The 20598-nt window shown below is 59.4% G+C and carries 22 protein-coding genes, 1 pseudogene and 1 riboswitch; of the genes and pseudogenes, 12 read left to right on the forward strand and 11 right to left on the reverse strand.

Annotated elements, in window-relative coordinates:
* Position 1 precedes the first annotated feature (1 nt).
* Complete coding sequence (gene upp / locus CKW26_RS25510) at positions 2–640, reverse strand: uracil phosphoribosyltransferase (protein ID WP_007912842.1); 639 nt, start codon at positions 638–640, stop codon at positions 2–4.
* 163 nt (positions 641–803) lie between these two features.
* Here upp and CKW26_RS25515 point away from each other — a divergent pair, with 163 nt between their 5' ends.
* The 3 genes from CKW26_RS25515 (at position 804) to CKW26_RS25525 (ending at position 2354) form a co-directional block, all read left to right on the forward strand.
* On the forward strand, positions 804–1361 hold the full coding sequence (locus CKW26_RS25515; protein ID WP_008086142.1) for a hypoxanthine-guanine phosphoribosyltransferase: 558 nt from the start codon (positions 804–806) through the stop codon (positions 1359–1361).
* A gap of 162 nt (positions 1362–1523) precedes the next feature.
* Complete coding sequence (locus tag CKW26_RS25520; protein ID WP_095050622.1) at positions 1524–2003, forward strand: hypothetical protein; 480 nt, start codon at positions 1524–1526, stop codon at positions 2001–2003.
* 63 nt (positions 2004–2066) lie between these two features.
* Positions 2067–2354: a PA4642 family protein gene (locus CKW26_RS25525; protein ID WP_095050623.1), complete on the forward strand. Its 288-nt coding sequence runs from the start codon at positions 2067–2069 to the stop codon at positions 2352–2354.
* A 163-nt stretch (positions 2355–2517) separates the two neighbouring features.
* Here the strand turns inward: CKW26_RS25525 and mqo are convergent, their stop codons facing one another.
* Both mqo and CKW26_RS25535 read right to left on the reverse strand, forming a co-directional pair.
* Positions 2518–4026, reverse strand: a complete 1509-nt coding sequence (gene mqo / locus CKW26_RS25530; protein WP_095050624.1) for a malate dehydrogenase (quinone) — start codon at positions 4024–4026, stop codon at positions 2518–2520.
* Positions 4027–4735: 709 nt separating this feature from the next.
* Positions 4736–4969: a hypothetical protein gene (locus tag CKW26_RS25535; protein WP_007912834.1), complete on the reverse strand. Its 234-nt coding sequence runs from the start codon at positions 4967–4969 to the stop codon at positions 4736–4738.
* A gap of 204 nt (positions 4970–5173) precedes the next feature.
* Here CKW26_RS25535 and CKW26_RS25540 point away from each other — a divergent pair, with 204 nt between their 5' ends.
* Positions 5174–5758 (forward strand): YajG family lipoprotein, encoded by a 585-nt coding sequence (locus tag CKW26_RS25540; protein WP_007912832.1) that lies wholly within the window; start codon positions 5174–5176, stop codon positions 5756–5758.
* Between the two features lie 314 nt (positions 5759–6072).
* On the opposite strand, the gene CKW26_RS25545 is transcribed toward CKW26_RS25540, so the two are convergent.
* Positions 6073–6279: a hypothetical protein gene (locus CKW26_RS25545; RefSeq protein ID WP_095050666.1), complete on the reverse strand. Its 207-nt coding sequence runs from the start codon at positions 6277–6279 to the stop codon at positions 6073–6075.
* A 193-nt stretch (positions 6280–6472) separates the two neighbouring features.
* On the opposite strand from CKW26_RS25545, the gene CKW26_RS25550 reads away from it, so the two are divergent.
* Entirely contained in the window at positions 6473–6751 is a 279-nt protein-coding gene (locus CKW26_RS25550) for a hypothetical protein (RefSeq protein WP_093441332.1), read from the forward strand.
* Between the two features lie 88 nt (positions 6752–6839).
* Here CKW26_RS25550 and CKW26_RS25555 read toward each other — a convergent pair whose 3' ends face one another.
* Positions 6840–8003 carry a 1-acyl-sn-glycerol-3-phosphate acyltransferase gene (locus CKW26_RS25555; RefSeq protein ID WP_177409288.1) on the reverse strand — a complete coding sequence of 388 codons (1164 nt, stop codon included), beginning with the start codon at positions 8001–8003 and terminating at the stop codon, positions 6840–6842.
* Between the two features lie 142 nt (positions 8004–8145).
* Between CKW26_RS25555 and CKW26_RS25560 the strand changes: the two genes are divergently transcribed.
* Genes CKW26_RS25560 through CKW26_RS25570 form a run of 3 tightly spaced genes read left to right on the forward strand, consistent with a single transcriptional unit; the run spans position 8146 to position 9258 of the window.
* Positions 8146–8328, forward strand: a complete 183-nt coding sequence (locus CKW26_RS25560) for a CPXCG motif-containing cysteine-rich protein (protein WP_095050626.1) — start codon at positions 8146–8148, stop codon at positions 8326–8328.
* A gap of 9 nt (positions 8329–8337) precedes the next feature.
* Positions 8338–8598 carry a putative signal transducing protein gene (locus CKW26_RS25565; RefSeq protein ID WP_007912819.1) on the forward strand — a complete coding sequence of 87 codons (261 nt, stop codon included), beginning with the start codon at positions 8338–8340 and terminating at the stop codon, positions 8596–8598.
* A gap of 36 nt (positions 8599–8634) precedes the next feature.
* Positions 8635–9258, forward strand: coding sequence for an SOS response-associated peptidase (locus tag CKW26_RS25570; RefSeq protein WP_095050627.1), 624 nt, complete (start codon positions 8635–8637; stop codon positions 9256–9258).
* 206 nt (positions 9259–9464) lie between these two features.
* On the opposite strand, the gene CKW26_RS30580 is transcribed toward CKW26_RS25570, so the two are convergent.
* Positions 9465–10307 (reverse strand): methyl-accepting chemotaxis protein, encoded by an 843-nt coding sequence (locus CKW26_RS30580; RefSeq protein WP_371850969.1) that lies wholly within the window; start codon positions 10305–10307, stop codon positions 9465–9467.
* A gap of 12 nt (positions 10308–10319) precedes the next feature.
* Positions 10320–11666 (reverse strand): annotated as a pseudogene (locus CKW26_RS30585) (HAMP domain-containing protein); the annotation flags it as partial.
* Positions 11667–11868: 202 nt separating this feature from the next.
* Between CKW26_RS30585 and CKW26_RS25580 the strand changes: the two are divergent.
* Positions 11869–12687, forward strand: coding sequence for a M48 family metallopeptidase (locus tag CKW26_RS25580; protein WP_095050629.1), 819 nt, complete (start codon positions 11869–11871; stop codon positions 12685–12687).
* 124 nt (positions 12688–12811) lie between these two features.
* Here the strand turns inward: CKW26_RS25580 and CKW26_RS25585 are convergent, their stop codons facing one another.
* The 3 genes from CKW26_RS25585 to CKW26_RS25595 form a co-directional block, all read right to left on the reverse strand.
* The gene (locus tag CKW26_RS25585; protein ID WP_077574495.1) at positions 12812–13396 is read right to left on the reverse strand and encodes a TMEM165/GDT1 family protein; all 585 of its coding nucleotides are present in this window, start codon (positions 13394–13396) and stop codon (positions 12812–12814) included.
* Positions 13397–13484: 88 nt separating this feature from the next.
* Positions 13485–13607, reverse strand: a riboswitch (yybP-ykoY riboswitch).
* 40 nt (positions 13608–13647) lie between these two features.
* Positions 13648–14646, reverse strand: a complete 999-nt coding sequence (locus CKW26_RS25590; RefSeq protein WP_095050630.1) for a class I SAM-dependent methyltransferase — start codon at positions 14644–14646, stop codon at positions 13648–13650.
* 32 nt (positions 14647–14678) lie between these two features.
* Complete coding sequence (locus tag CKW26_RS25595; RefSeq protein ID WP_095050631.1) at positions 14679–15644, reverse strand: 2-hydroxyacid dehydrogenase; 966 nt, start codon at positions 15642–15644, stop codon at positions 14679–14681.
* 91 nt (positions 15645–15735) lie between these two features.
* On the opposite strand from CKW26_RS25595, the gene CKW26_RS25600 reads away from it, so the two are divergent.
* Complete coding sequence (locus tag CKW26_RS25600; RefSeq protein ID WP_093441294.1) at positions 15736–16365, forward strand: LysE family translocator; 630 nt, start codon at positions 15736–15738, stop codon at positions 16363–16365.
* Positions 16366–16482: 117 nt separating this feature from the next.
* On the opposite strand, the gene CKW26_RS25605 is transcribed toward CKW26_RS25600, so the two are convergent.
* Positions 16483–17247 carry a helix-turn-helix domain-containing protein gene (locus CKW26_RS25605; RefSeq protein ID WP_095050632.1) on the reverse strand — a complete coding sequence of 255 codons (765 nt, stop codon included), beginning with the start codon at positions 17245–17247 and terminating at the stop codon, positions 16483–16485.
* 84 nt (positions 17248–17331) lie between these two features.
* Between CKW26_RS25605 and CKW26_RS25610 the strand changes: the two genes are divergently transcribed.
* Both CKW26_RS25610 and CKW26_RS25615 read left to right on the forward strand, forming a co-directional pair.
* The gene (locus CKW26_RS25610; protein ID WP_095050633.1) at positions 17332–18516 is read left to right on the forward strand and encodes an MFS transporter; all 1185 of its coding nucleotides are present in this window, start codon (positions 17332–17334) and stop codon (positions 18514–18516) included.
* A gap of 146 nt (positions 18517–18662) precedes the next feature.
* Positions 18663–20345 carry a fatty acid--CoA ligase gene (locus tag CKW26_RS25615; RefSeq protein WP_095050634.1) on the forward strand — a complete coding sequence of 561 codons (1683 nt, stop codon included), beginning with the start codon at positions 18663–18665 and terminating at the stop codon, positions 20343–20345.
* The last annotated feature ends 253 nt before the right edge of the window (positions 20346–20598 follow it).

Genomic DNA, 20598 nt, shown 5'->3' on the forward strand with positions numbered 1-20598 from the left:
GTCACGCGTCCTTCTGCTTGGTGCCGAAGATCTTGTCACCGGCGTCGCCAAGTCCTGGGATGATGTAACCGTGCTCGTTCAAGCGCTCATCGATGGACGCGGTGTAGATGGTCACGTCCGGGTGAGCCTTTTCTACAGCGGCAATACCTTCCGGCGCGGCCACCAGCACCATGGCGCGGATGTCTTTGCAGCCGGCTTTCTTCAACAGATCAATGGTCGCCACCATCGAGCTGCCGGTAGCGAGCATCGGGTCGATGATCATCGCCAACCGTTCGTCGATTTCCGGAACCAGTTTTTCCAGATAAGTGTGCGCTTGCAGGGTTTCTTCGTTGCGGGCAACGCCCACAGCGGAAACCTTGGCACCCGGGATCAGGCTCAGCACGCCTTCGAGCATGCCGATGCCGGCGCGCAGGATCGGCACGACGGTGATCTTCTTGCCGGCGATCTTCTCGACCGACACGGTGCCGCACCAGCCTGCAATATCGTAGGACTCCAGCGGCAAATCTTTTGTAGCTTCATAGGTCAACAGGGCGCCGACTTCCTGAGCGAGCTCACGGAAGTTCTTGGTGCTGATATCGGCGCGGCGCATCAGGCCGAGTTTATGACGGATCAGCGGATGGCGGATCTCGAGGATGGGCATGGAAAAACTCCGGCGGCGGGCAAAAAAACCGGCCTAGATTAATCTATCCGAGGGTGATGTCCTATAGGACATTCTGTACGTTAGTCCATAAAGGCTTGATTCGGCCTCAATGGATGCGTACCTTTGCCCGCTTTTCCGAAAACATCCCCCCCTGGAGAGCGCCATGTCCGCTGATCTCGAGCATATCCGTCAAATCATGCGAGAGGCTGACTGCCTGTACACCGAAGCTGAAGTCGAGGCCGCCATCGCCCGCGTCGGTGCACAAATCAACGAACAACTGGCTGACAGCAATCCGGTAGTGTTCTGCGTGATGAACGGCGGGCTGATTTTCTCCGGCAAACTGCTGACGCATCTGCAGTTCCCGCTGGAAGCCTCCTACCTGCACGCGACCCGTTATCGCAACGAAACCAGCGGCGGCGACCTGTTCTGGAAAGCCAAGCCGGAAGTTTCGTTCATCGACCGCGACGTGCTGATCATCGACGACATCCTCGATGAAGGTCACACCCTCGGCGCGATCATCGACTTTTGCAAACACGCCGGTGCGCGCAAAGTGCACACCGCCGTGCTGATCGACAAGGATCACGACCGCAAGGCGCGTCCAGACCTGAAAGCCGATTTCGTCGGCCTGCCGTGCATCGACCGCTACATCTTCGGTTACGGCATGGACTACAAAGGCTACTGGCGCAACGCCAACGGGATCTTTGCCGTTAAAGGCATGTAAGAACCCAGCACTACCCCCTGTAGGAGTGAGCCTGCTCGCGATAGCGTCGTATCAGCCAACATCAACGTTGCTGACAGACCGCTATCGCGAGCAGGCTCACTCCTACATTTGTTTGCACGATACCCATGCTAGAGTGCTCGGCCCCGCCTTCCGGAGCCTGTCATGCGCCTCTTGATCCGCAGCCTCGCCGCGTTTTCCTTGATCCTCTGCCTGCCTCTTTCCGCCGCGCCGATGCACAGTCAATTCCTGCCGCCGGACGATCTGACCGTGCGCGATGCCGAGCCCGAGCAGCAGCAATTGCTGCAGGTCACTGATTATTCCGTGGTCGTCGGCGCGCAACGCCAGTCCAATCAACAACCGATTCCGGTCACGTCTCCATTGATGATTCGCCTCAAGGGCAAATCCCTCAACAAAGGCGCGACCATTACTCAGGTGTTGGTCAATTTCGACGGTGAAAGCAAAAGCCTGAAAAAGCCGGTTTATGACGACAAGAGCAAAACCCTCACACTGTTTTATCCACAGGCCCAATACCGCGTGATCATCGATCTGCTGCGCAACGACACTGTGTATGTGCAGTTCCTCAGTTACGCCAATGGCCATATCTGGGCCGATTTGCACACCGGGGCGGTGCGATCGCGTTGAGCCGGGCGGCCGGGCAGGGGTAAACTGCCCGCCCCGTGTAATGTCTGCGAGCTGGAGTCGGCAATGCGTAAAGATAAAAAACAAGTGATTGGTGACGAGATCGGCGATGAGCAGATCAAGCTGTTCCTCGATTTTGAGCCGGTCGACGCCACTTCGCCGTCGCTGCACAAACTGATCAAGGCTTACCGTGGCCTGCGCATTGATGATTTCGAGCGGTTTCTGACGTTCTTCGTTGCCGCCGGTTATGACGTGGATGGCAAGGACGAGCACGGTCAGACGTTCGTTGCTCAGATCAAGGATCAGCGCAACGCGGCCGAGTACATCGGGCTGATCGACAAGGCCCGCAGCTAAGATCAAAAGATCGCAGCCTGCGGCAACTCCTACAGAGAGTTTGTGTTTACCCTGTAGGAGCTGCCGAAGGCTCGGGCCGCGATCGGACGATCTTTTGCTTTTCAAGGCCATAAAAAAACGCCCCGCACTCACTGAGTACGGGGCGTTTTTTTATGCGGCAAGATCAAGCGTAGCTTGGGGTTTCGCTGCTTTCTTCAACCAGTTCCAGCGCGATGTTGTTCTGCGTGTTGATCTTGCGATACAGCGCAGCATCAGTTTCCAGGACCTTTTCACGGGCCGGGAAGATCTCCGCCAGTTTGCCAGCCCACTCACCCTTGGCCTTGGCCGGGAAGCACTTCTCGATCAGTTCCAGCATGATCGAAACGGTCACCGACGCGCCTGGCGAAGCGCCGAGCAGGGCGGCGAGGGAGCCGTCCTTGGCCGACACCAGTTCGGTACCGAACTGCAGGATGCCGCCCTTTTTCGGGTCTTTCTTGATGATCTGTACCCGTTGGCCGGCCACTTCCAGGCGCCAGTCTTCGGCTTTCGCCTCAGGGTAGAAGCGGCGCAGGGAATCCAGACGCTGCTCCATCGATTGCATCACTTCGCTGACCAGGTACTTGGTCAGGTCCATGTTGTTTTTCGCCACGGCCAGCATCGGCCCGATGTTGCCGGCGCGAACCGACAGCGGCAGGTCCATGAAGGAGCCGTGCTTGAGGAACTTGGTGGTGAAACCGGCGTATGGCCCGAACAGCAGGGATTTCTTGCCGTCGACCACGCGGGTGTCCAGGTGCGGCACCGACATCGGTGGCGAACCCACCGCGGCCTGGCTGTACACCTTGGCCTGGTGATGCTTGACCACTTCCGGGTTGTCGCAACGCAGCCACTGGCCGCTGATCGGGAAGCCGCCGAAGCCTTTGCTTTCTTCGATGCCCGAGGCCTGCAGCAACGGCAGCGCCGCGCCACCCGCGCCGAGGAAAACGAACTTGGCGTCGACTTCACGGCTGCTGCCGCTGTTGACGTCCTTGATGCTGACGGTCCAGCCAGCGCCGTTACGCTTGAGGCCGGTAACGCGCTTGCAGTATTTGACTTGAGTGTCGGGAGCGCTGGTCAGGTGCTTGAGCAACTGATTGGTCAGGGCGCCGAAGTTGACGTCGGTACCGTTCATCACGCGAGTGGCAGCGAGGACTTCGTCCGGCGAGCGGCCCGGCATCATCAGCGGCATCCACTCGGCCATCTTGGCCTTGTCCTCGGTGTACTCCATGTCGGAGAAGGCGTGATGCTTGTGCAGGACGTCGAAACGTTCCTTGAGGAAGGAAACGCCTTTGTCGCCCTGAACGAAACTCAGGTGCGGCACCGGGCTGATAAAGGATTTGCACGAGCCGAACGTGCCTTTCTTGGTCAGGTACGACCAGAACTGCTTCGACACCTCAAACTGGGTGTTGATGTGCACGGCTTTCTTGATGTCGACGGTGCCATCGGCGGCTTGCGGCGTGTAGTTCAGCTCGCAAAGGCCAGCGTGACCGGTGCCGGCGTTGTTCCATGGGTTGGAACTCTCGGCAGCACCGGAATCCATCAGCTCGACGACTTCCAGCTTGATCGCGGGGTCGAGCTCTTTGAGCAGCACGGCCAGGGTGGCACTCATGATGCCCGCCCCAACCAGAACTACGTCGACTGCTTCGTTATGCGCCATTTAACGCGTCTCCAAAATCTGCAGCACCAAATTGTCGGCATGGCTGCCAGGCGTTCCGGGACAGATCAGTTGTGCCCCAGCTATCCGTGGTCAGGTCGCCATGTCCGAATCTTCGCAATTTTTCGCAACTTCGACGGATGTATGCGGCTTGGCTTTCAAGAGCTCCATGAACTCATTTCAGCACGCAGCTGGCAATTCGACTTATGGTCGAGACATCCGTTTTTGTGCAACCAAATCCGTAGCGGACAGGCTTCAGGCTCCGATATTCGAGGTATACCCGGTCCTGTGTCGTTGGGCTGTTTCAGACGCTAATGGTGCATGTTCAGACGCAAAACTTTTCATTTGCTCGCCACACTCTTGTGAAGTTGTGAAAACCCGTTTTTTTCACGCTCTTTTGAAGACGTGAACCTCAAAAAAGGGCTGTCCAGGCCTGGCACCTTGCCCGCAAAGGCAAAACAACGCGGTGGCCGAGCGTCATGACAGCTCTGCAGATTCGCGAAAAGCGGGGTTTTTGCCGGAAGAACAGGCAAGCGCGCCAACTTCACTCGATCTGTGTGGGCGGCTCTCTGTGGGCGATTTTGGGTGTCGATGCATGCGCATTGACGCTGTTGCGGGGCCCGATCAGGAGACGTCCTTATAATCGGGGGGAGATTGTATCGAAGAAATGCGGGCAGTTGCTCGTGTTTAATGACTTTTATTAGGCATCCGGTCAGATGCTCAACATCGCTTGCACCCGTGCACGGGGCTGCGACGCTATGACGCGGGCGCTGGCGGGCAGTGGCTGGTGCAACCAGTTGAGGCGGATTTCTTCGATTTCCACCCAACCGTCGCCCATCGGCTGCAGGCTGCACTGCTTGAATGCCTGGCAATGGCCATTGCGGTCGAGCAGGGCGAAGCTGCGGTGCAACGGGCGTGGCGCGAACAACGAGATCAGATAACGCATGATTGAGTACCTTGTGGGGGACTGATTGCAAGGTTGCCAAGGCGCCGTGACGTGAACGTGTATGCCGGGTGAATAATCTGTGACAGGAACCGCTTTCCCACGGGTTTGTCAGACATTTCAGTATTCGCTGCCGGGCGCTGGTTACCCGCAGTGGCCCACCGCTATACTGCCGGCCTGTTTGTGCCTGATTCTGGAGAGAAGAGCATGTTGCAACGCCTGTTGTTCGGTTTGATCACTGTGGCCGGTTTGACCCTGGCCGGCTGCGCCCACAGCCCGCAACAACTGAGCCCGGAGCCGAAGCTGACCACTCAGCTGCCAGCGGTCGGCCGTGGCCAGCCAGTCGTCGTGCGTGTGGTTGACGGTCGTCCGTCGCCAACTTTGGGCACCCGTGGCGGCCTGTACCCGGAAACCAGCGCCATCACCGTGCAGCGCGAGCAGATCCTGCCGAAGTTGCAGGCTCAGGCTGAAGCCGCCGTGCGTTTGCTCGGCTTCACCCCGACCAACAACGCACCCAACGCTCCGCAGTTGACCGTGACCCTGGCCGAGCTGAAGTATCAGTCGCCGAAAGAAGGTATGTACGTGACCGAAGCGACCATTGGCGCAACCTTCCGCTCCGATGTGCAGAACGCCAACCGCCGTTATAGCGGCCGTTACGGTGCCTCGCTGGACCAGCGTTTCGGGATGGCGCCAAACCAGGAAACCAACACCAAACTGGTCAGCGATGTCTTGAGCGATGCGCTGACGCGTCTGTTCAAGGACCCGACGGTGGGTCAGGTTCTGGCTGAGTAAGTTTTCGGCGGATGTGAAAAAGCCCGGGGCCAGTGATGGTTTCGGGCTTTTTTGTGGGTGTCAGGTTTGGGATTTGTATCGTATGGGAGATCGATCCCCCTCACCCCAGCCCTCTCCCCCAAGGGGGCGAGGGGGAAAGGGAGCCGATCTGTGTTGTGCCTGGGATCTGCATTCATCTCGGAGTTTCAGGTCGATTTGCGTTGTTCTTGAGATCTACATTCACCTCGGACTTTCAGGTCGATGTACCTCGACAAAACACCTCGGTCAGTCCCCTCTCCCTCGGGGAGAGGGCTAGGGTGAGGGTGCTTTTGCTTTTAGGCAGCCTGGGAATAAAAGTCGAGAACGCTGACACCCGTCAACAAATCCGTCTCCGGCAAATCCGCATGCTGATGCCCGCCCAGCGCGCAATACACCAGCCAATGGCGATCCTGGACATTGAAGGCGAGGCTGCCGACAAGGCTTTGTTGCTCGTCGTAAGGGCTAATGAGGTACAGACGATCCTGGTTTTCAGCGTGAAGCATGTCGCGTTCCATGTGCGTTTCGAGGCGCGCATCTTGGTGTATCCACATGACGATGCCGTGACACAGGACAGCCATCGGTCGATTGTCAGGTTATTTGTCGCAAAGACTGGGGGTGAACCGGCAGGTTTGGTTAGAATCCGCGCCGCAGTCGTCGATCTGGCGTCTGCCACACCGGTTCAGATAGAGGTCTGTGATGTCGCTGCACTTGATGACGCTGTTTACCGCCCATCCCGCCAAGTTGATCAACTTGCTCGCGTTGTTGTTGGCGTTTCCGGGGAGTTGGCTGCTGCACGCCACTCGTCGCCGTGAACAACGTGCGATGGCCAGCATTGCCGCTCAGCGCCAGGCGCAACCGAATGCCGAACCAATCCTTGATTGGGCGACCTTGCGCATGAACCGGTTTTTCTATCGTTTTGGTTTTGCTTGCCTCGGGCTGGCCCTGATCGTCTCCTGGATCAGCACGCGCTATTAAAAGCAAAAGATCGCCGCCTGCGGCAGCTCCTACACGAATCCCCTGTAGGAGCTGCCGCAGGCGGCGATCTTTTGATCTTGCCGTTGCTTTACAACGGCAACCCAGCCTTGACCCGGTATTGATTACGCACCGGCGTCGCATATTGCAGCACCAGATACGGACGATGCTCCTCAGGGCACGCATCCAAGCGTTCCTGCCACTCTTGCTGCGCCTTGGCCAGCTCATCCGCCGGGAACACCTCGGCAGCTTTCGGCACATTCAACTGCGGATCGGCATCGGCCCACTGGGCGTACGCCAGGTAGTGCACCGGGAACAACCGGTAGCCACCGAGAATTTGTTTGTCCATCTCGATCGCCAATTGCTTGGTGTCTTCGAACAGCTCGGTAATCGGCGCGGCAAAGTTCACGTGCACCCGGCCCTTGTAGCCAGTGATGCCTTTGGCGATGCTCACGTCATCTTCGCCCGGCGCTTTCGCGTAAGTGCCGGTGGTGGCGCGGATGTACAACTCGCGAGCCTTGGCCTGGTCGCACGGGTCATATTCGTAGCTGATCGACACCGGGGTAACGTTCAGCGAGCGGATGACTTCGCCGAACGGCTCGTCCTTGCGGCTCATGTGGAACATCTTGAGGATCGCCGACTCGGTGCGGTCGTCGCCGTCCTTCGCCCGGCCTTCAGCCTGAGCGATCCAGATCGACGCGCAATCGTTGCGGATCGAGTGGTTGATGTACGCCGACAGCAACTGATAAGCAGCCATTTTCTCGCGACGGCCGGTGATCGAACGGTGGACGATGAAGCTCTTGTTCAGACGCATCAGATCGCTGACAAACGGCTTCTGCAGCAGGTTGTCGCCGATCGCGATGCGCGGCGTCGGCAGGCCGGCGTGGTACACGGCGTAGTTGACGAAGGCCGGGTCCATCACGATGTCGCGGTGGTTGGCGATGAACAGATAAGCGCTGCCGGACTTGAATTGCTCGACACCGGTGTAGGTCACGCCGTCGGTGGCGCGCTCGATGGTGTGGTCGACGTAGGACTCGACCTTGTCCTGCAACGTCGCCACCGAAGTCACGTCGGCGAACTCACGACGCAGCCGATGGGCTATAAGTGGTTTGAGTATCCAGCCGAAGGCACCGGCAAAACGCGGGAAGCGGAAGTGGGTGAGGATATCTAGAAACGCCTTGTCGCCGAGCAGTCTTGCCAGTACCACAGGTACTTCGCTGTCGTCGTAAGGTCGGATGGCATCGAATTCGCCCATCATGCTCTCTTGTTGGAAACGGCTAGGGTAAGTAAAGGTTTTGATCGAAAACCCGCGGGGCACGGTCTGAAAAAGTAGCCAGACAAAAATAGCCCTGCAAATAGACCGGCGATTATACGCACAAGTCACTTGGGAGACCGCGATGCTGGAAACCGCTGAATACGAATGTCCTTATTGTGGGGAGCTTGTTGAGACGTCGGTGGACTTGTCCGCCGGCGATCAGACCTATATCGAGGACTGTCAGGTGTGTTGTCGGCCAATAACGTTCGTATTGCAGGTCCATGGAGAGGACTGGTTTCTGGAAGTTTTCAGTGAGAACGAATAAGGGGCGCCCATGCAGCGAATCTACGAGCCGGAAAATCTGATGGAAGGTGAAATGCTCAAGGGCATGCTCGCCAGCGAAGGCATCGAGGCGCATTTGATTGGCCGCGATTTGCTCGGTGGAACGGGCGAGCTGCCGATCTTCGGTCTGTTGGGCTTATCTGTGGATAACGATCAGGCCGAATACGCCCGTGAGCTGATCACCGCGTACAATGCCGCGCTGCCGCTGCCCGGCGATGAACCGGAGAGCTTCCCCGGGACGCTGGTCTGTTAGGCTGAGCTTCGTATTACTTCAGAGTCGTGTTGCCCCATGTGTGGACGTTATGCCCTGTTTCGCTGGAACCGCGACTTCGCGGCCCTGCCTGGTTTTCCCGCCGATCAGCAGGCGCAGTGGAACATTTCCCCCAATGATTCGGTGCTGATGCTGCGTGCCAGTGAAGATGGCCAGCGCAGCCTGGCCCGCGCCCGTTGGGGATTAACGCCGCCGTGGCTGACCGATCTGTCGAAAACCCCGGCACATGCCCGGGCGGAAACCGTGGCTGAGCAGCCGATGTTTCGTGAGGCGCTGCGCCAGCGTCGTTGCCTGCTACCGGCGAATGGTTTTTACGAATGGCGCGGGACCCAGCGCAAGCGGCCGTTCTGGCTGACGCCGGGGGAGGGTTCTTCGCTGTTTTTCGCGGCGATCTGGGAGGCTTATCCGGTGCAGGAACAGGTGTGGTTGAGTACGGCGGTGATTACTCAGCCGGCGTCGAGTCAGCGCCGGCCGTTGATTCTCGATGAGGCGGGGCAGGCGGCGTGGCTCGATCCCGAGACGCCGTTGCATGTGTTGCAGGGGTTGCTGGCCAGTGAACCCGCGGCGCTGCGTGAGCGGGTGTTGGCGAATCTGATCAATGATCCGAAGCTCAACGGGCCGGAGTGTTTGACCCCGGGCTAAAGCCTGCAGATCAAAAGCCCCTCACCCTAGCCCTCTCCCAGAGGGAGAGGGGACTGACCGCGGGATATTGACGAAACACACCGACTTGAAAGCTTTTCACCGAATCCATAATCGCCACGATTTTTCAGGTCGATGTATGACGGGAGACAACTCGGTCGGCCCCCTCTCCCTCCGGGAGAGGGCTGGGGTGAGGGGCTTTTCGCTTTTCAGACCTTGAACTGATTGATCAACCGCCGCTGCTGCTCTGCCAGTTTGGTCAAATCGGCACTTGCCGAACTCGACTCATCCGCGCCCCCCGCCACTTCATTGGCCACTTGCCCGATGTTGATCACATTGCGGTTGATGTCATCGGCCACCGCACTCTGCTCTTCCGCCGCACTGGCAATCTGCGTGTTCATGTCGTTGATCACCGAAACCGCCTGGGTGATCGTTTCCAGCGCCTCAGCCGCTTTCGCCGCATGCTGCACGCTTTCATCGGTGCGGTTCTGGCTGTCTTCCATGACCCGCACGACATCGCGGGTGCCTTGTTGCAGTTGCTGGATCATGCTCTGGATTTCTTCAGTGGCTTTCTGGGTTTTCTGCGCCAGATTGCGCACCTCGTCGGCCACCACGGCAAACCCACGACCCTGTTCACCGGCACGCGCCGCCTCGATCGCCGCGTTCAGGGCCAGCAGGTTGGTCTGCTCGGCGATGCCGCGAATGGCGGTGAGAATGGCGTTGATGTTCTCGCTGTCCTTGGCCAGGGTCTGTACCACATCCACCGCTTTGCCGATTTCCACTGCCAATACGCCAATCGAATTGGACGTATCGCGGACAATCTGCATGCCCTGGCTGGCGGCCTGGTCGGCATGACTGGCCGCTTGTGCCGCCTGCGTCGCGTTCCGCGCGACATCCTGCGCGGTGGCGGTCATTTCCTGCACCGCCGTGGCGACCTGATCGATCTCGGCCATTTGTTTTTGAATGCCGATGTTGGTGCGAATGGCGATGTCAGCGGTGTGTTCCGAGGAATCGCTGACGCTCTGTACCGACGTCACCACCTGCGTGATCATCGCCTGCAACTTGGCCAAAAAGGTGTTGAAGCCCTTGGCGATCGAGCCCAGTTCATCACTGCGATCGCTGCTCAAGCGTCGGGTCAGATCACCTTCACCCTGAGCGATGTCATTGAGCATCGCGACCATCTGTTTCAGCGGTCGGGCGATGCCGTGGCCGACCAGCCAGATCACCAGCAGGCCGAGGCCGGCGATCAGCAGACCGACCATGGCCATGCCGAAGGTGTCGGATTTGCGTTGAGCATCGAGGTCGGCCTGCAGTTTTTGCAGATCCGCCATCACGGCGTTGAGCGGCAGTTGCAGCATCAGCGTCCAGCTCGCGTCGGTCTGACCGATGCCGAACGGCAGGTACAACTCGATGCGGCCCTTGTCCTTGTTGACCGAGTAAGTCACTTCGCCGCGTTTGAGATTGGCCAGGTTGGCGGTCTGCCCGGCGTCGAGGATGTCGCTGACTTTCTCGCCGAATTTGCTCGGGTCTTGGGTGTACGCGACGATCCGGCCGTTGCCGCCGATCAGGGCCATTTGCCCGGCGCCGCTGTACAGCTTTTGGTTGGCGCCGAGGAGCATTTCCTGAATGAAGTTCACCGACAGGTCGGCGCCGACAATGCCCTGGAAGGCACCGTTAAGCATGATCGGCTCGATAAAGGAGGCGAGCATGACGATCTTGTCGCCGACCTTGTACGGCGCCGGATCGATCACGCAGGCTTTCTTCGTTTCCTTCGAGCACAAGTAGTACTCGCTGGCGCGCACGCCGGTGGACAGGGTTTTCTGGTCGTCGACGTCGACCAGTTTGTCCAGGCCGAGGGTGCCGTCATCGTTGCGGAACCACCACGGCAGGAAGCGCCCGTTGGCGGCATCGATGCCAACGACGCTGGTGCCGACGTAGGCCGCGTCATTGTGGTCCAGGGCGTTCTTTTCCCAGCCGATGTAAGTGCCGAGAATCTTCGGGTTCTTCTCGACGTTTTCTTTGATCAGGCTGATCAGTTGCTCGCGGCTGACGCTCAGGCGTGGCTGGCCATCGGCGCCCGGCGTGCCGAGCAGGGCGTTGACTCGCACCAGGCCGCCGGCAATCAGCAGCGGCGCCTCGAGCTCGCGCTGGATCTGGCTGACCTGGGTTTGCGCCAGCGAGGTCAGGCGCTGTTCGATGACTTGCTCGAACTGCGCCTGGGTGCGTTGTTGCACCATCTCTTGCGTGCGCGCACCGGAGAACAGCGCATACAGCACCAGTGCGGCGACCACACTGAGCACGATGGCGCCGGCCAGGGCGGCGACGGAAAACTGGATCGACTTGAACTTCATGGGAGCTCCGCACGCAAGAGGACGTCTGCGCTGATGTATCGGCAGCGGGCATTGGGCCATGAGTGCGAGCCGGAGCAATTGAAAGCTAATGTCGCAAATGGATCAGTGCGCGACGCAGTTGCACGGGACTTGGCGGTCGCTGTGAATTTTTTGCGACAGCTCTGGTGGGAAACGTCTGAAAGTCGCTGCAACACGTCCGTTGTATCTGGCGTCGATACAATTACCCGCCTAGGATACGCGCAGGTTTTCAGGGAGCTTTTGAATGAACAAGACATTGGTTGTAAGTGCACTGAGCGCAGCGCTGTTGCTGGTCGGTTGTCAGTCGGTCAACACCACCAGCGGCGGCGCCGTGGGTGTGGAGCGCAAGCAGTACATGTTCAGCATGCTGTCCTCGCAAGAGGTCGACCAGATGTATGCGCAGTCGTATCAGAAGACCGTCGGCGAGGCGTCCAGCAAAGGTGTGCTGGACAAGACCAGTCCCGAGGCCAAGCGGGTTCAGGCGATTGCCAACCGTCTGATTGCCCAGGCGCCGAACTTCCGTCCGGACGCGGCGCAATGGCAGTGGGAAGTCAATCTGATCAAGAGCGATGAGCTCAACGCCAACTGCGGTCCTGGCGGCAAGATCATTTTCTATACCGGGCTGATCGACAGCCTGAAACTCACCGACGATGAAATCGCTGCGGTCATGGGCCATGAAATCGCGCATGCCCTGCGCGAACACGGTCGTGAAGCGATGTCCAAGGCGTACGGGATTGAAATGGCCAAGCAGGGCGCAGGTGCATTGCTCGGTCTGGGTCAGGACAGTCTGGCGCTGGCCGACACCGTGGCCAACTACGGCATGACCCTGCCGAACAGCCGTGCCAACGAAAACGAAGCCGACCTGATCGGTCTGGAACTGGCCGCACGCGCCGGTTACAACCCGAACGCCGCGATCACTTTGTGGAACAAGATGAGCAAGGCATCGGAAGGTTCGCCGCCGGAGTTCATGAGCACTCACCCGGCTTCGACCAGCCGGATTGCCTCGTTGCAGGCGGCAATTCCGAAGGTTATGCCGTTGTACGAAAAAGCTCCTAAATCCTGAGTCGGTGATCGTTCCCACGCTCTGCGTGGGAATGCCTCAAGGGACGCTCCGCGTTCCAAGCGGGACGCAGAGCGTCCCCGGCTGCATTCCCACGCAGAGCGTGGGAACGATCCTTCACTGAGGATTAAACCCAGCCACTGCTCTGCATCGCCTTGTACACCGCAACAATCGCCAAAATCATGAATGCCGAAGCGGCGAGGCGACGGATCAAGGTCAGTGGCAGTTTGTCTGCGGCGAAGTTACCTGCCAGCACCACCGGCACGTTGGCAATCAACATGCCCGCCGTGGTACCGATAATCACCAGCCACAGTTCCGGATATTGCGCGGCGAGCATCACCGTCGCGACCTGAGTCTTGTCACCCATTTCTGCGAGGAAAAACGCAATCAGCGTGGTCAAGAACGGCCCGAACTTGCGTGCGGTGCTGGTTTCATCGTCATCCATTTTGTCCGGGACCAGTGTCCACAGCGCAGTGGCCGTAAAGCTTGCGGCGAGAATCCAGTGCAGCGTGGCATTCGAGAAGAAGCTGCCAAACCAGGCGCCTACCGCACCGGCTGCTGCGTGGTTGGCCAGGGTCGCGGCGACAATACCGGCAATGATCGGCCAGGGTTTGCGGAAGCGAGCGGCGAGAATCAGCGCGAGCAGTTGCGTCTTGTCGCCGATTTCGGCCAAGGCAACGATTGCGGTGGGAACGAGTAACGAGTCCAGCATCAGGATTTCCTAAGGGGCGGGTCGACACGGCTATGACACGTACAGCCTTCCCGCCCCGGGTAAGGTGTGCGTGTCATAGGTCTTGTCAAACCCTGCGATCCGTCTGCTGCGGACGCTTGGGTCGCATACGCCATGATCTGAGGATCAAGTATGTTGACGTATGCCGGACGAGCTTGGCGCTCGTGGGAGACTACTCCCCTAGGACGGAGCGGATTCTGCCTTCGCAAATCCGATTGAGCAAGAACAAATTTTCAGCCGCGCTTGGCCCGGTAAATCCGGAAACCATTGCCTTCGGCCTTGATTGCACAGACGCCCAGATGCTCTTCGATCAGCGGTTGATACTTGAGGAAGCTGTTCGCCACCAAGCGCAGTTCGCCGCCATTTTTCAGGTGTTTGGCCGCTTTTCGCAGCAAGTTCTCGGTTGCGAAATAATCGGTGTGCACGCCGACATGGAACGGTGGATTGCTCAGAATCGCACTCAAACCCATCGGCGCGGCATCGATACCGTCGCCAGTCAGCACTTCAGCTTCCAGACCATTGGCCGCCAATGTCAGGCGACTGCTGGCGGCGGCGAACGCATCGACATCAAGCAGGGTCACCTGATTGTGTGGGTAGCGACGCTTGACCGCAGCGCCCAGAACACCGGCACCGCAACCGAAGTCGAGCAGATGGCCGCTCGGCAATTTGTCCAGATGCTCCAGCAGCAGGGCGCTGCCGCGATCCAGGCGACCGTGGCTGAACACGCCCGGCAGGCTGATAACTTTCAGCGGACCCTCGGCCAAAGGCAATTCATAGGTCTGCGCCAGGCTTTCCAGGGATTTCACTTCAGGGGCGTTAGCCACGGTGACTTGCCAGAGCTGGCAATGACGCGCGCTGTCGAGTTTGCGCGGCTTGCCGAACGGGTTGAGCTGCTTGGATGCGCCTTCGATGCCGCTGCGCTTTTCCCCGACCAGAAATACTTCACGCCCGGCCAGACGCGAAGCCAGGGCGTTGAGGATGTAGTCGGTGAGGTCTTTGGACTTGGGCAGAAACACCACGGCGCTGTCGAATTCTCGCTCGGGTATGTTCACGCCAAAATGGCTACGGCCTTCAAAGCGTGCGTCCAGCGCGGCCTGGTCGCCGGCATGCCAGCACCAGCCAAATGCGTTGGGCAGGCGCCCGAGCAAATCGTCGGCAGGCAAACCGGCCAACAACAGCGAACCTTGAAATAACTCGGGCTGACGAAGCAGTACTTCACTGCGCGGATCCATAACTGCTCCTCAAAAAAAAGTGCCGCAGTTTATCAACTGACGACCCGCAGCGCCTTACCGCTGAAGAACGCCTGAGCGTTTTCGGTCAATTGGCCGACGATGCGCTGCCGAGCCTCGCGGCTGCCCCAGGCGTTGTGTGGCGTAACGATCAGGCGTGGGATGTCCGCCGCGAGCAACGGATTGCCTTGGGTCGGCGGCTCTACACTCAACACATCGGTGGCCGCGCCGCCAAGGTGACCATTGCGCAGGGCTTCGGCCAGCGCCTGTTCATCGATCAGACCGCCACGCGCGGTGTTTACCACGAACGCACCGGGCTTCATCGACGCCAACTCGCGAGCACCGATGAAATGGCGAGTGTGTTCGTTCAGCGGGCAGTGCAGGGTGAGGGCGTCGATCTGCGGCAACAGTTCATCCAGCGGCAAACGATCCGGACGAGCAGGGCGCCCGGGAATCTGCCCGAGCAACACGCGCATGCCGAACGCTTCGGCCAATCGCGCCACAGCGCCGCCGAGTTCGCCATGACCGAGCAGGCCGAGGGTTTTGCCTTCCAGCTCGACAATCGGATAGTCGAGCAGGCAGAACTGTTTGGCTTGCTGCCAGCGACCTTCGCCAACGGCTTTTTGATAATCGGCCAGACGCGTGGCGAGGTTGAGCAACAGCATGATCGTGTGTTGCGCCACCGACGGCGTGCCGTAACCCTGGCAGTTGCACACGGTGATGCCCTGAGCACGAGCGGCGACGAGGTCGACGTTGTTGGTGCCCGTGGCGGTGATCAGGATCAGTTTCAGAGCGGGGTTGGCGGCCATGGCGGCAGCGTTGATCATGATCTTGTTGGTGATCGCCACCGTCGCCCCTTGCAGGCGCTCGGCAACCTGCTCGGGCAAGGTCTGGGCGAAAAGCTGCAGATCGCTGAAACACTCACGCAGCGGACTGAGGTCGAGGTCGCCGAGATCCAGCGAAGGGTGATCAAGGAATACCGCGCGGTGCGTGTTGGTCATCAACTGTACCTTTCGTGCTGTGAGCGTAGGGCGTAATCTGCCGAGCCTACCAGATGAAACAAATTGATACGCTTGGCCGAAAGGAGCCCCCATGTACTGGACCGAGTTCTTGACCGTTGCACTGATCCACTTGCTGGCCGTCGCCAGCCCCGGCCCGGACTTCGCCGTGGTGGTGCGCGAGAGCGTGACCCACGGTCGCCGCGCCGGCACCTGGACCGCGCTGGGCGTGGGCACGGCGATTTTCCTGCACGTTGGTTATTCGCTGCTCGGTATCGGCCTGATCGTGTCGCAATCGATCGTGTTGTTCAACGCGTTGAAATGGGCGGCGGCGGCTTACTTGCTGTACATCGGCTTCAAGGCATTGCGCGCGCAACCAGCGAAAGCCGTGGCCGATGACTTGCACAAAGAGGCCGGCGTACGCACGGCGCGCGGCGCGTTCACGTCAGGCTTCGTGACCAATGGTCTGAATCCGAAAGCCACGCTGTTCTTCCTGTCGCTATTCACCGTGGTGATCAACCCGCACACGCCACTGGCGGTGCAGGCCGGTTACGGGATTTACCTGGCGGTCGCGACTGCGTTTTGGTTCTGTCTGGTGGCGATGTTGTTTAGTCAGCAGCGGGTGCGTGCCGGTTTTGCCCGCATGGGCCACTGGTTCGACCGCACCATGGGCGCGGTGCTGATCGCTCTCGGCGTGAAAATCGCGTTCACCGAGATGCACTGATCTCAGAACCGCGACTTAAATCTGTGGGAGCGAGGCTGCTCGCGAAGGCGTTGGGTCAGTCGACATTATTGGTGGCTGAAAGACCGCTTTCGCGAGCAGGCTCGCTCCCAAAGGGCCTTACACAAGTTCGCTGAGTTTGCTCAGGGTGTTCAGGTAGTCGCGGGGATTCTCTCCCAGCAAACGGCGAAACATCGCGCTGAACGCCCGTGCGCTGCCGTAACCCAAGTCCTGCGCCACACGCTGCACGCTGTCCCCAGCGAGCAGGCGCGGCAGGGCTTCCATCAGGCGCAGTTGCTGACGCCAGGCGTTGAAACTCATCTGCACTTGTTGCTGAAACAGCCGCGACAGCGTGCGTGAGCTGGCGCCGACCTGCTGCGCCCAGTCTTCCAGCGTATTGGTGTGATCGGGGGTGTGCAGCAGTGCCAGACAAATGTTTTGCAGACGCCGGTCGGTTGGCATCGGAATGTGCAGCGGCAGGTTTTCCAGACCGGCGAGCTCTTCCAGCATCAACTGCTGAATCAGCGGATTGTCGGCATGCGGCGGCCCTTGCACGGCACGCAGGATCAGCTCGCGCAGCAGCGGCGTCACCGCCAATACGCAGCACTGTTGCAGGCTGGCGGGTGACAGTTCTGGGGCGATGAACAGGGAGCGCATCTGCACGTCGCCGCTCATGAAAATCTCGTGCGCCACTTCTGGCGGAATCCACACCGCGCGACTTGGCGGAATCACCCATGCACCCGAGTCCGTGACCACGCGCATGATCCCGCTGACGGCATACAACAACTGCGCCTCACGATGCAGGTGCAGCGGCTGGTGCGCGCCATCCAGATAATCCCGGGGGTAGGCGCTCACCGGGCCGTGTTCGAAATGGCTGATCAACATGTCTGATTCGATGACTTGTCTGGCAGGAATGCGCTTTGTGGCCAACTTAGCATAGCGCCACACAACAACGTAAAGCGTGCCGCCATGAATCAATCCAGAAACGTCATTCGCTATATCAACGCCGCCCATGTGATCGATCACATGTTCATGCTGATATTTCCCGCCGCCGTGCTCGGTATGACGCAAGCCTTCGGTCTCGACTACGCCACGCTAATCGGCCTGTCACTGGGCGGCTTCATTGCCTTCGGCGCGTGTTCGCTACCCGCTGGTTGGCTGGGCGATCACTGGAGTCGGCGGCAGATGATGCTGGTATTTTTCTTCGGCATCGGCGCTTCAGCGATTTTCGCTGGCCTGAGCAGCAGCCCGGCCATGCTGGTGATCGGTCTGACCCTGATCGGTATTTTTGCGGCGATTTATCACCCGGTCGGCACGGCGATGTTGGTCGCTTATGCACAAAATCGCGGCCGGGAAATCGGCATCAACGGTATGTGGGGGAATCTGGGTGTGGCGTTTTCGGCGCTGATCACCGGTTTGCTGGTGGCGCAATTCGGCTGGCGCTCGGCGTTTCTGATACCGGGCGCAGTGGCGATTGTGCTGGGGGTTGGCTTCGCCTTGCACGTGCGTGAAGAGCCGATTCCGAAGCGTGCGCACACGCCACTCAAGGGGGCCGCTGGCCAGCGTATTTCCATGCTCATGGTGTTCGGCGTGCTGGCGCTGGCGACGGCCACTGGCGGCGTGGTGTTCAACGCCACCACCATGACCTATCCGAAGCTGTTTCAGGAGCGTTTGCATGAGCTGTTTGCCTCGCCGCAAACCCTTGGTGTGGTGGTCAGTCTGGCCTATGCCTTTGGTGCAGTTGCACAGTTGAGCATTGGTCGGGTGTTGCATCGGCTCAGCCTGAAATGGCCGTTCATTGTCCTGACGCTGTGCCAGGCACCGCTGCTGTTTGCGCTGGCCTATGCCGACGGCTGGGCGGTGATCGCCCTCGGCGCAGCGTTCATGTTCGTGGTCTTCGGTCAGGTCACCGTCAACGATGCGATGGTCGCCAACTTCGTCGCCCCGCAATGGCAATCACGGGTGTTCGCCCTGCGTTACTGTTTATCGTTCGGTGCCAGTGCGACGGCGATTCCGCTGATTTCCTATGTCGAACCGCGCCATGGTTTTGTAGGCCTGTACTTGATTCTTGCGGGTTTCGGCGCTTTGACCTTCCTTGCAGCAGTCGTATTCCCACGGACGCCTTCCGAGGAGGCTGTAGGGCAAACAGCCTGATCAATAGCGAAAACCGGCAAATGCTGGCGCAAAGCTAGCATTTGTACGGCTTTGCAAATCATTCCTTTGGCTGATTTGGCTGGCGTATAAGGGTTCTAGAGTACCGATCTCTACGCCAACACCGTGCAGTCAGAAAAGGGATTCTTATGTTGCAGACTCGCGTCATTCCCACGGCCGATGGGGCCTACCAGTATCCATTGCTGATCAAACGGCTGCTGATGTCCGGCGCCCGTTACGAGAAAACCCGCGAGATCATTTACCGTGACCAGATCCGCTATAGCTACCCGACCCTGATCGAGCGTGTGGCGCGGTTGGCCAACGTGCTCACGGCGGCCGGTGTGAAGGCCGGTGACACCGTGGCGGTGATGGACTGGGACAGCCATCGTTACCTGGAATGCATGTTTGCGATCCCGATGATTGGCGCGGTGATTCATACCATCAACGTGCGCCTGTCGCCGGAACAGATCCTCTACACCATGAACCACGCCGAGGACCGCTTTGTGCTGGTCAACAGCGAGTTCGTCGGTCTTTACCAGGCAATCGCACCGCACCTGAGCACGGTCGAGAAAACCCTGCTGCTGACTGATCTGCCGGAAAAAACCGCCGAGCTGCCGAACCTGGTCGGTGAGTACGAACAACTGCTGGCCGCCGCGAGCCCGCAGTACGACTTCCAGGACTTCGACGAAAACTCGGTCGCCACCACCTTCTACACCACTGGCACCACCGGCAACCCGAAAGGCGTGTATTTCACCCATCGGCAACTGGTCCTCCACACCATGGGTGTGTCGACGATCATGGGCGCGATCGACAGCGTGCGCCTGCTCGGCACCAACGACGTGTACATGCCGATCACACCGATGTTCCATGTACACGCCTGGGGCCTGCCGTATGTGGCGACCATGCTTGGCCTCAAACAGGTTTATCCGGGGCGCTACGATCCGGAGTTTCTCGTCGAGTTGTGGCGCAAGGAGAAGGTTACCTTCTCCCACTGCGTGCCGACCATCCTGCAAATGCTGCTCAACGCCAAAGGCGCGCAGGGCACCGATTTCGGCGGCTGGAAAATTGTCATCGGCGGCAGCGCGCTCAATCGCACCTTGTATGAAACCGCCAAGGCGCGGGGTATTCAGCTCACCGCTGCGTACGGCATGTCGGAAACCGGGCCGCTTGTATCCTGTGCGCACCTCAATGATGAGTTGATGGCCGGCACTGAAGACGAACGCACCACCTACCGGATCAAGGCCGGCGTGCCGGGGCCGCTGGTGGAAGCGGCGATTGTCGATGCCGAGGGTAACTTTCTCCCGGCCGACGGCGAGACCCAGGGCGAACTGGTGCTGCGTGCGCCATGGCTCACCGAAGGCTATTTCAACGAACCGCAGAAGGGCGCCGAGCTCTGGGCTGGTGGCTGGTTGCACACCGGCGACGTTGCCACACTCGACAGCATGGGCGTGATCGACATCCGCGACCGCATCAAGGATGTGATCAAGACCGGCGGCGAATGGATCTCCTCGCTGGACCTCGAAGACCTGATCAGCCGTCACGTTGCGGTACGCGAAGTAGCAGTGGTGGGCATCGCCGATCCGCAGTGGGGCGAGCGTCCGTTTGCCTTGCTGGTAATCCGTGAAGGGCATGTGATCGGGGCACGCGAGCTCAAGGAACACCTCAAGCCGTTCGTGGAATTGGGGCACCTGAGCAAGTGGGCGATCCCGAGTCAGATCGCCCTTGTTACCGAAATTCCCAAGACCAGTGTCGGCAAGCTCGACAAGAAGCGCATCCGCCTCGACATCACCGAATGGCAGGCCAACAACAGCACCTTCCTCTCGACACTTTGAGTGTCTGCTGGCGCGCCGAAACCGGCGCGCCAGACCCACCAAGCAAGCGCTTGGCTTGTGAAATCGAAAAAATCAGCCATCCTTGCCGTGCCGACATGCGTCGGACTGGCGAAAGGACTGTTCCAGAGTGGTTGGCAGCTGCAAATCACACTTTAGAGGGATCAAGCAGTACCACCTGCTGGCTATAGTCCGCTCAAGGATTTTTAAGAACGGGGCACACGCACAAAACGGGGCGATGCATTTTTGGAGTGAT

This window comes from Pseudomonas sp. Irchel s3h9 (assembly GCF_900187475.1).
Taxonomy (GTDB): domain Bacteria; phylum Pseudomonadota; class Gammaproteobacteria; order Pseudomonadales; family Pseudomonadaceae; genus Aquipseudomonas; species Aquipseudomonas neuropathica.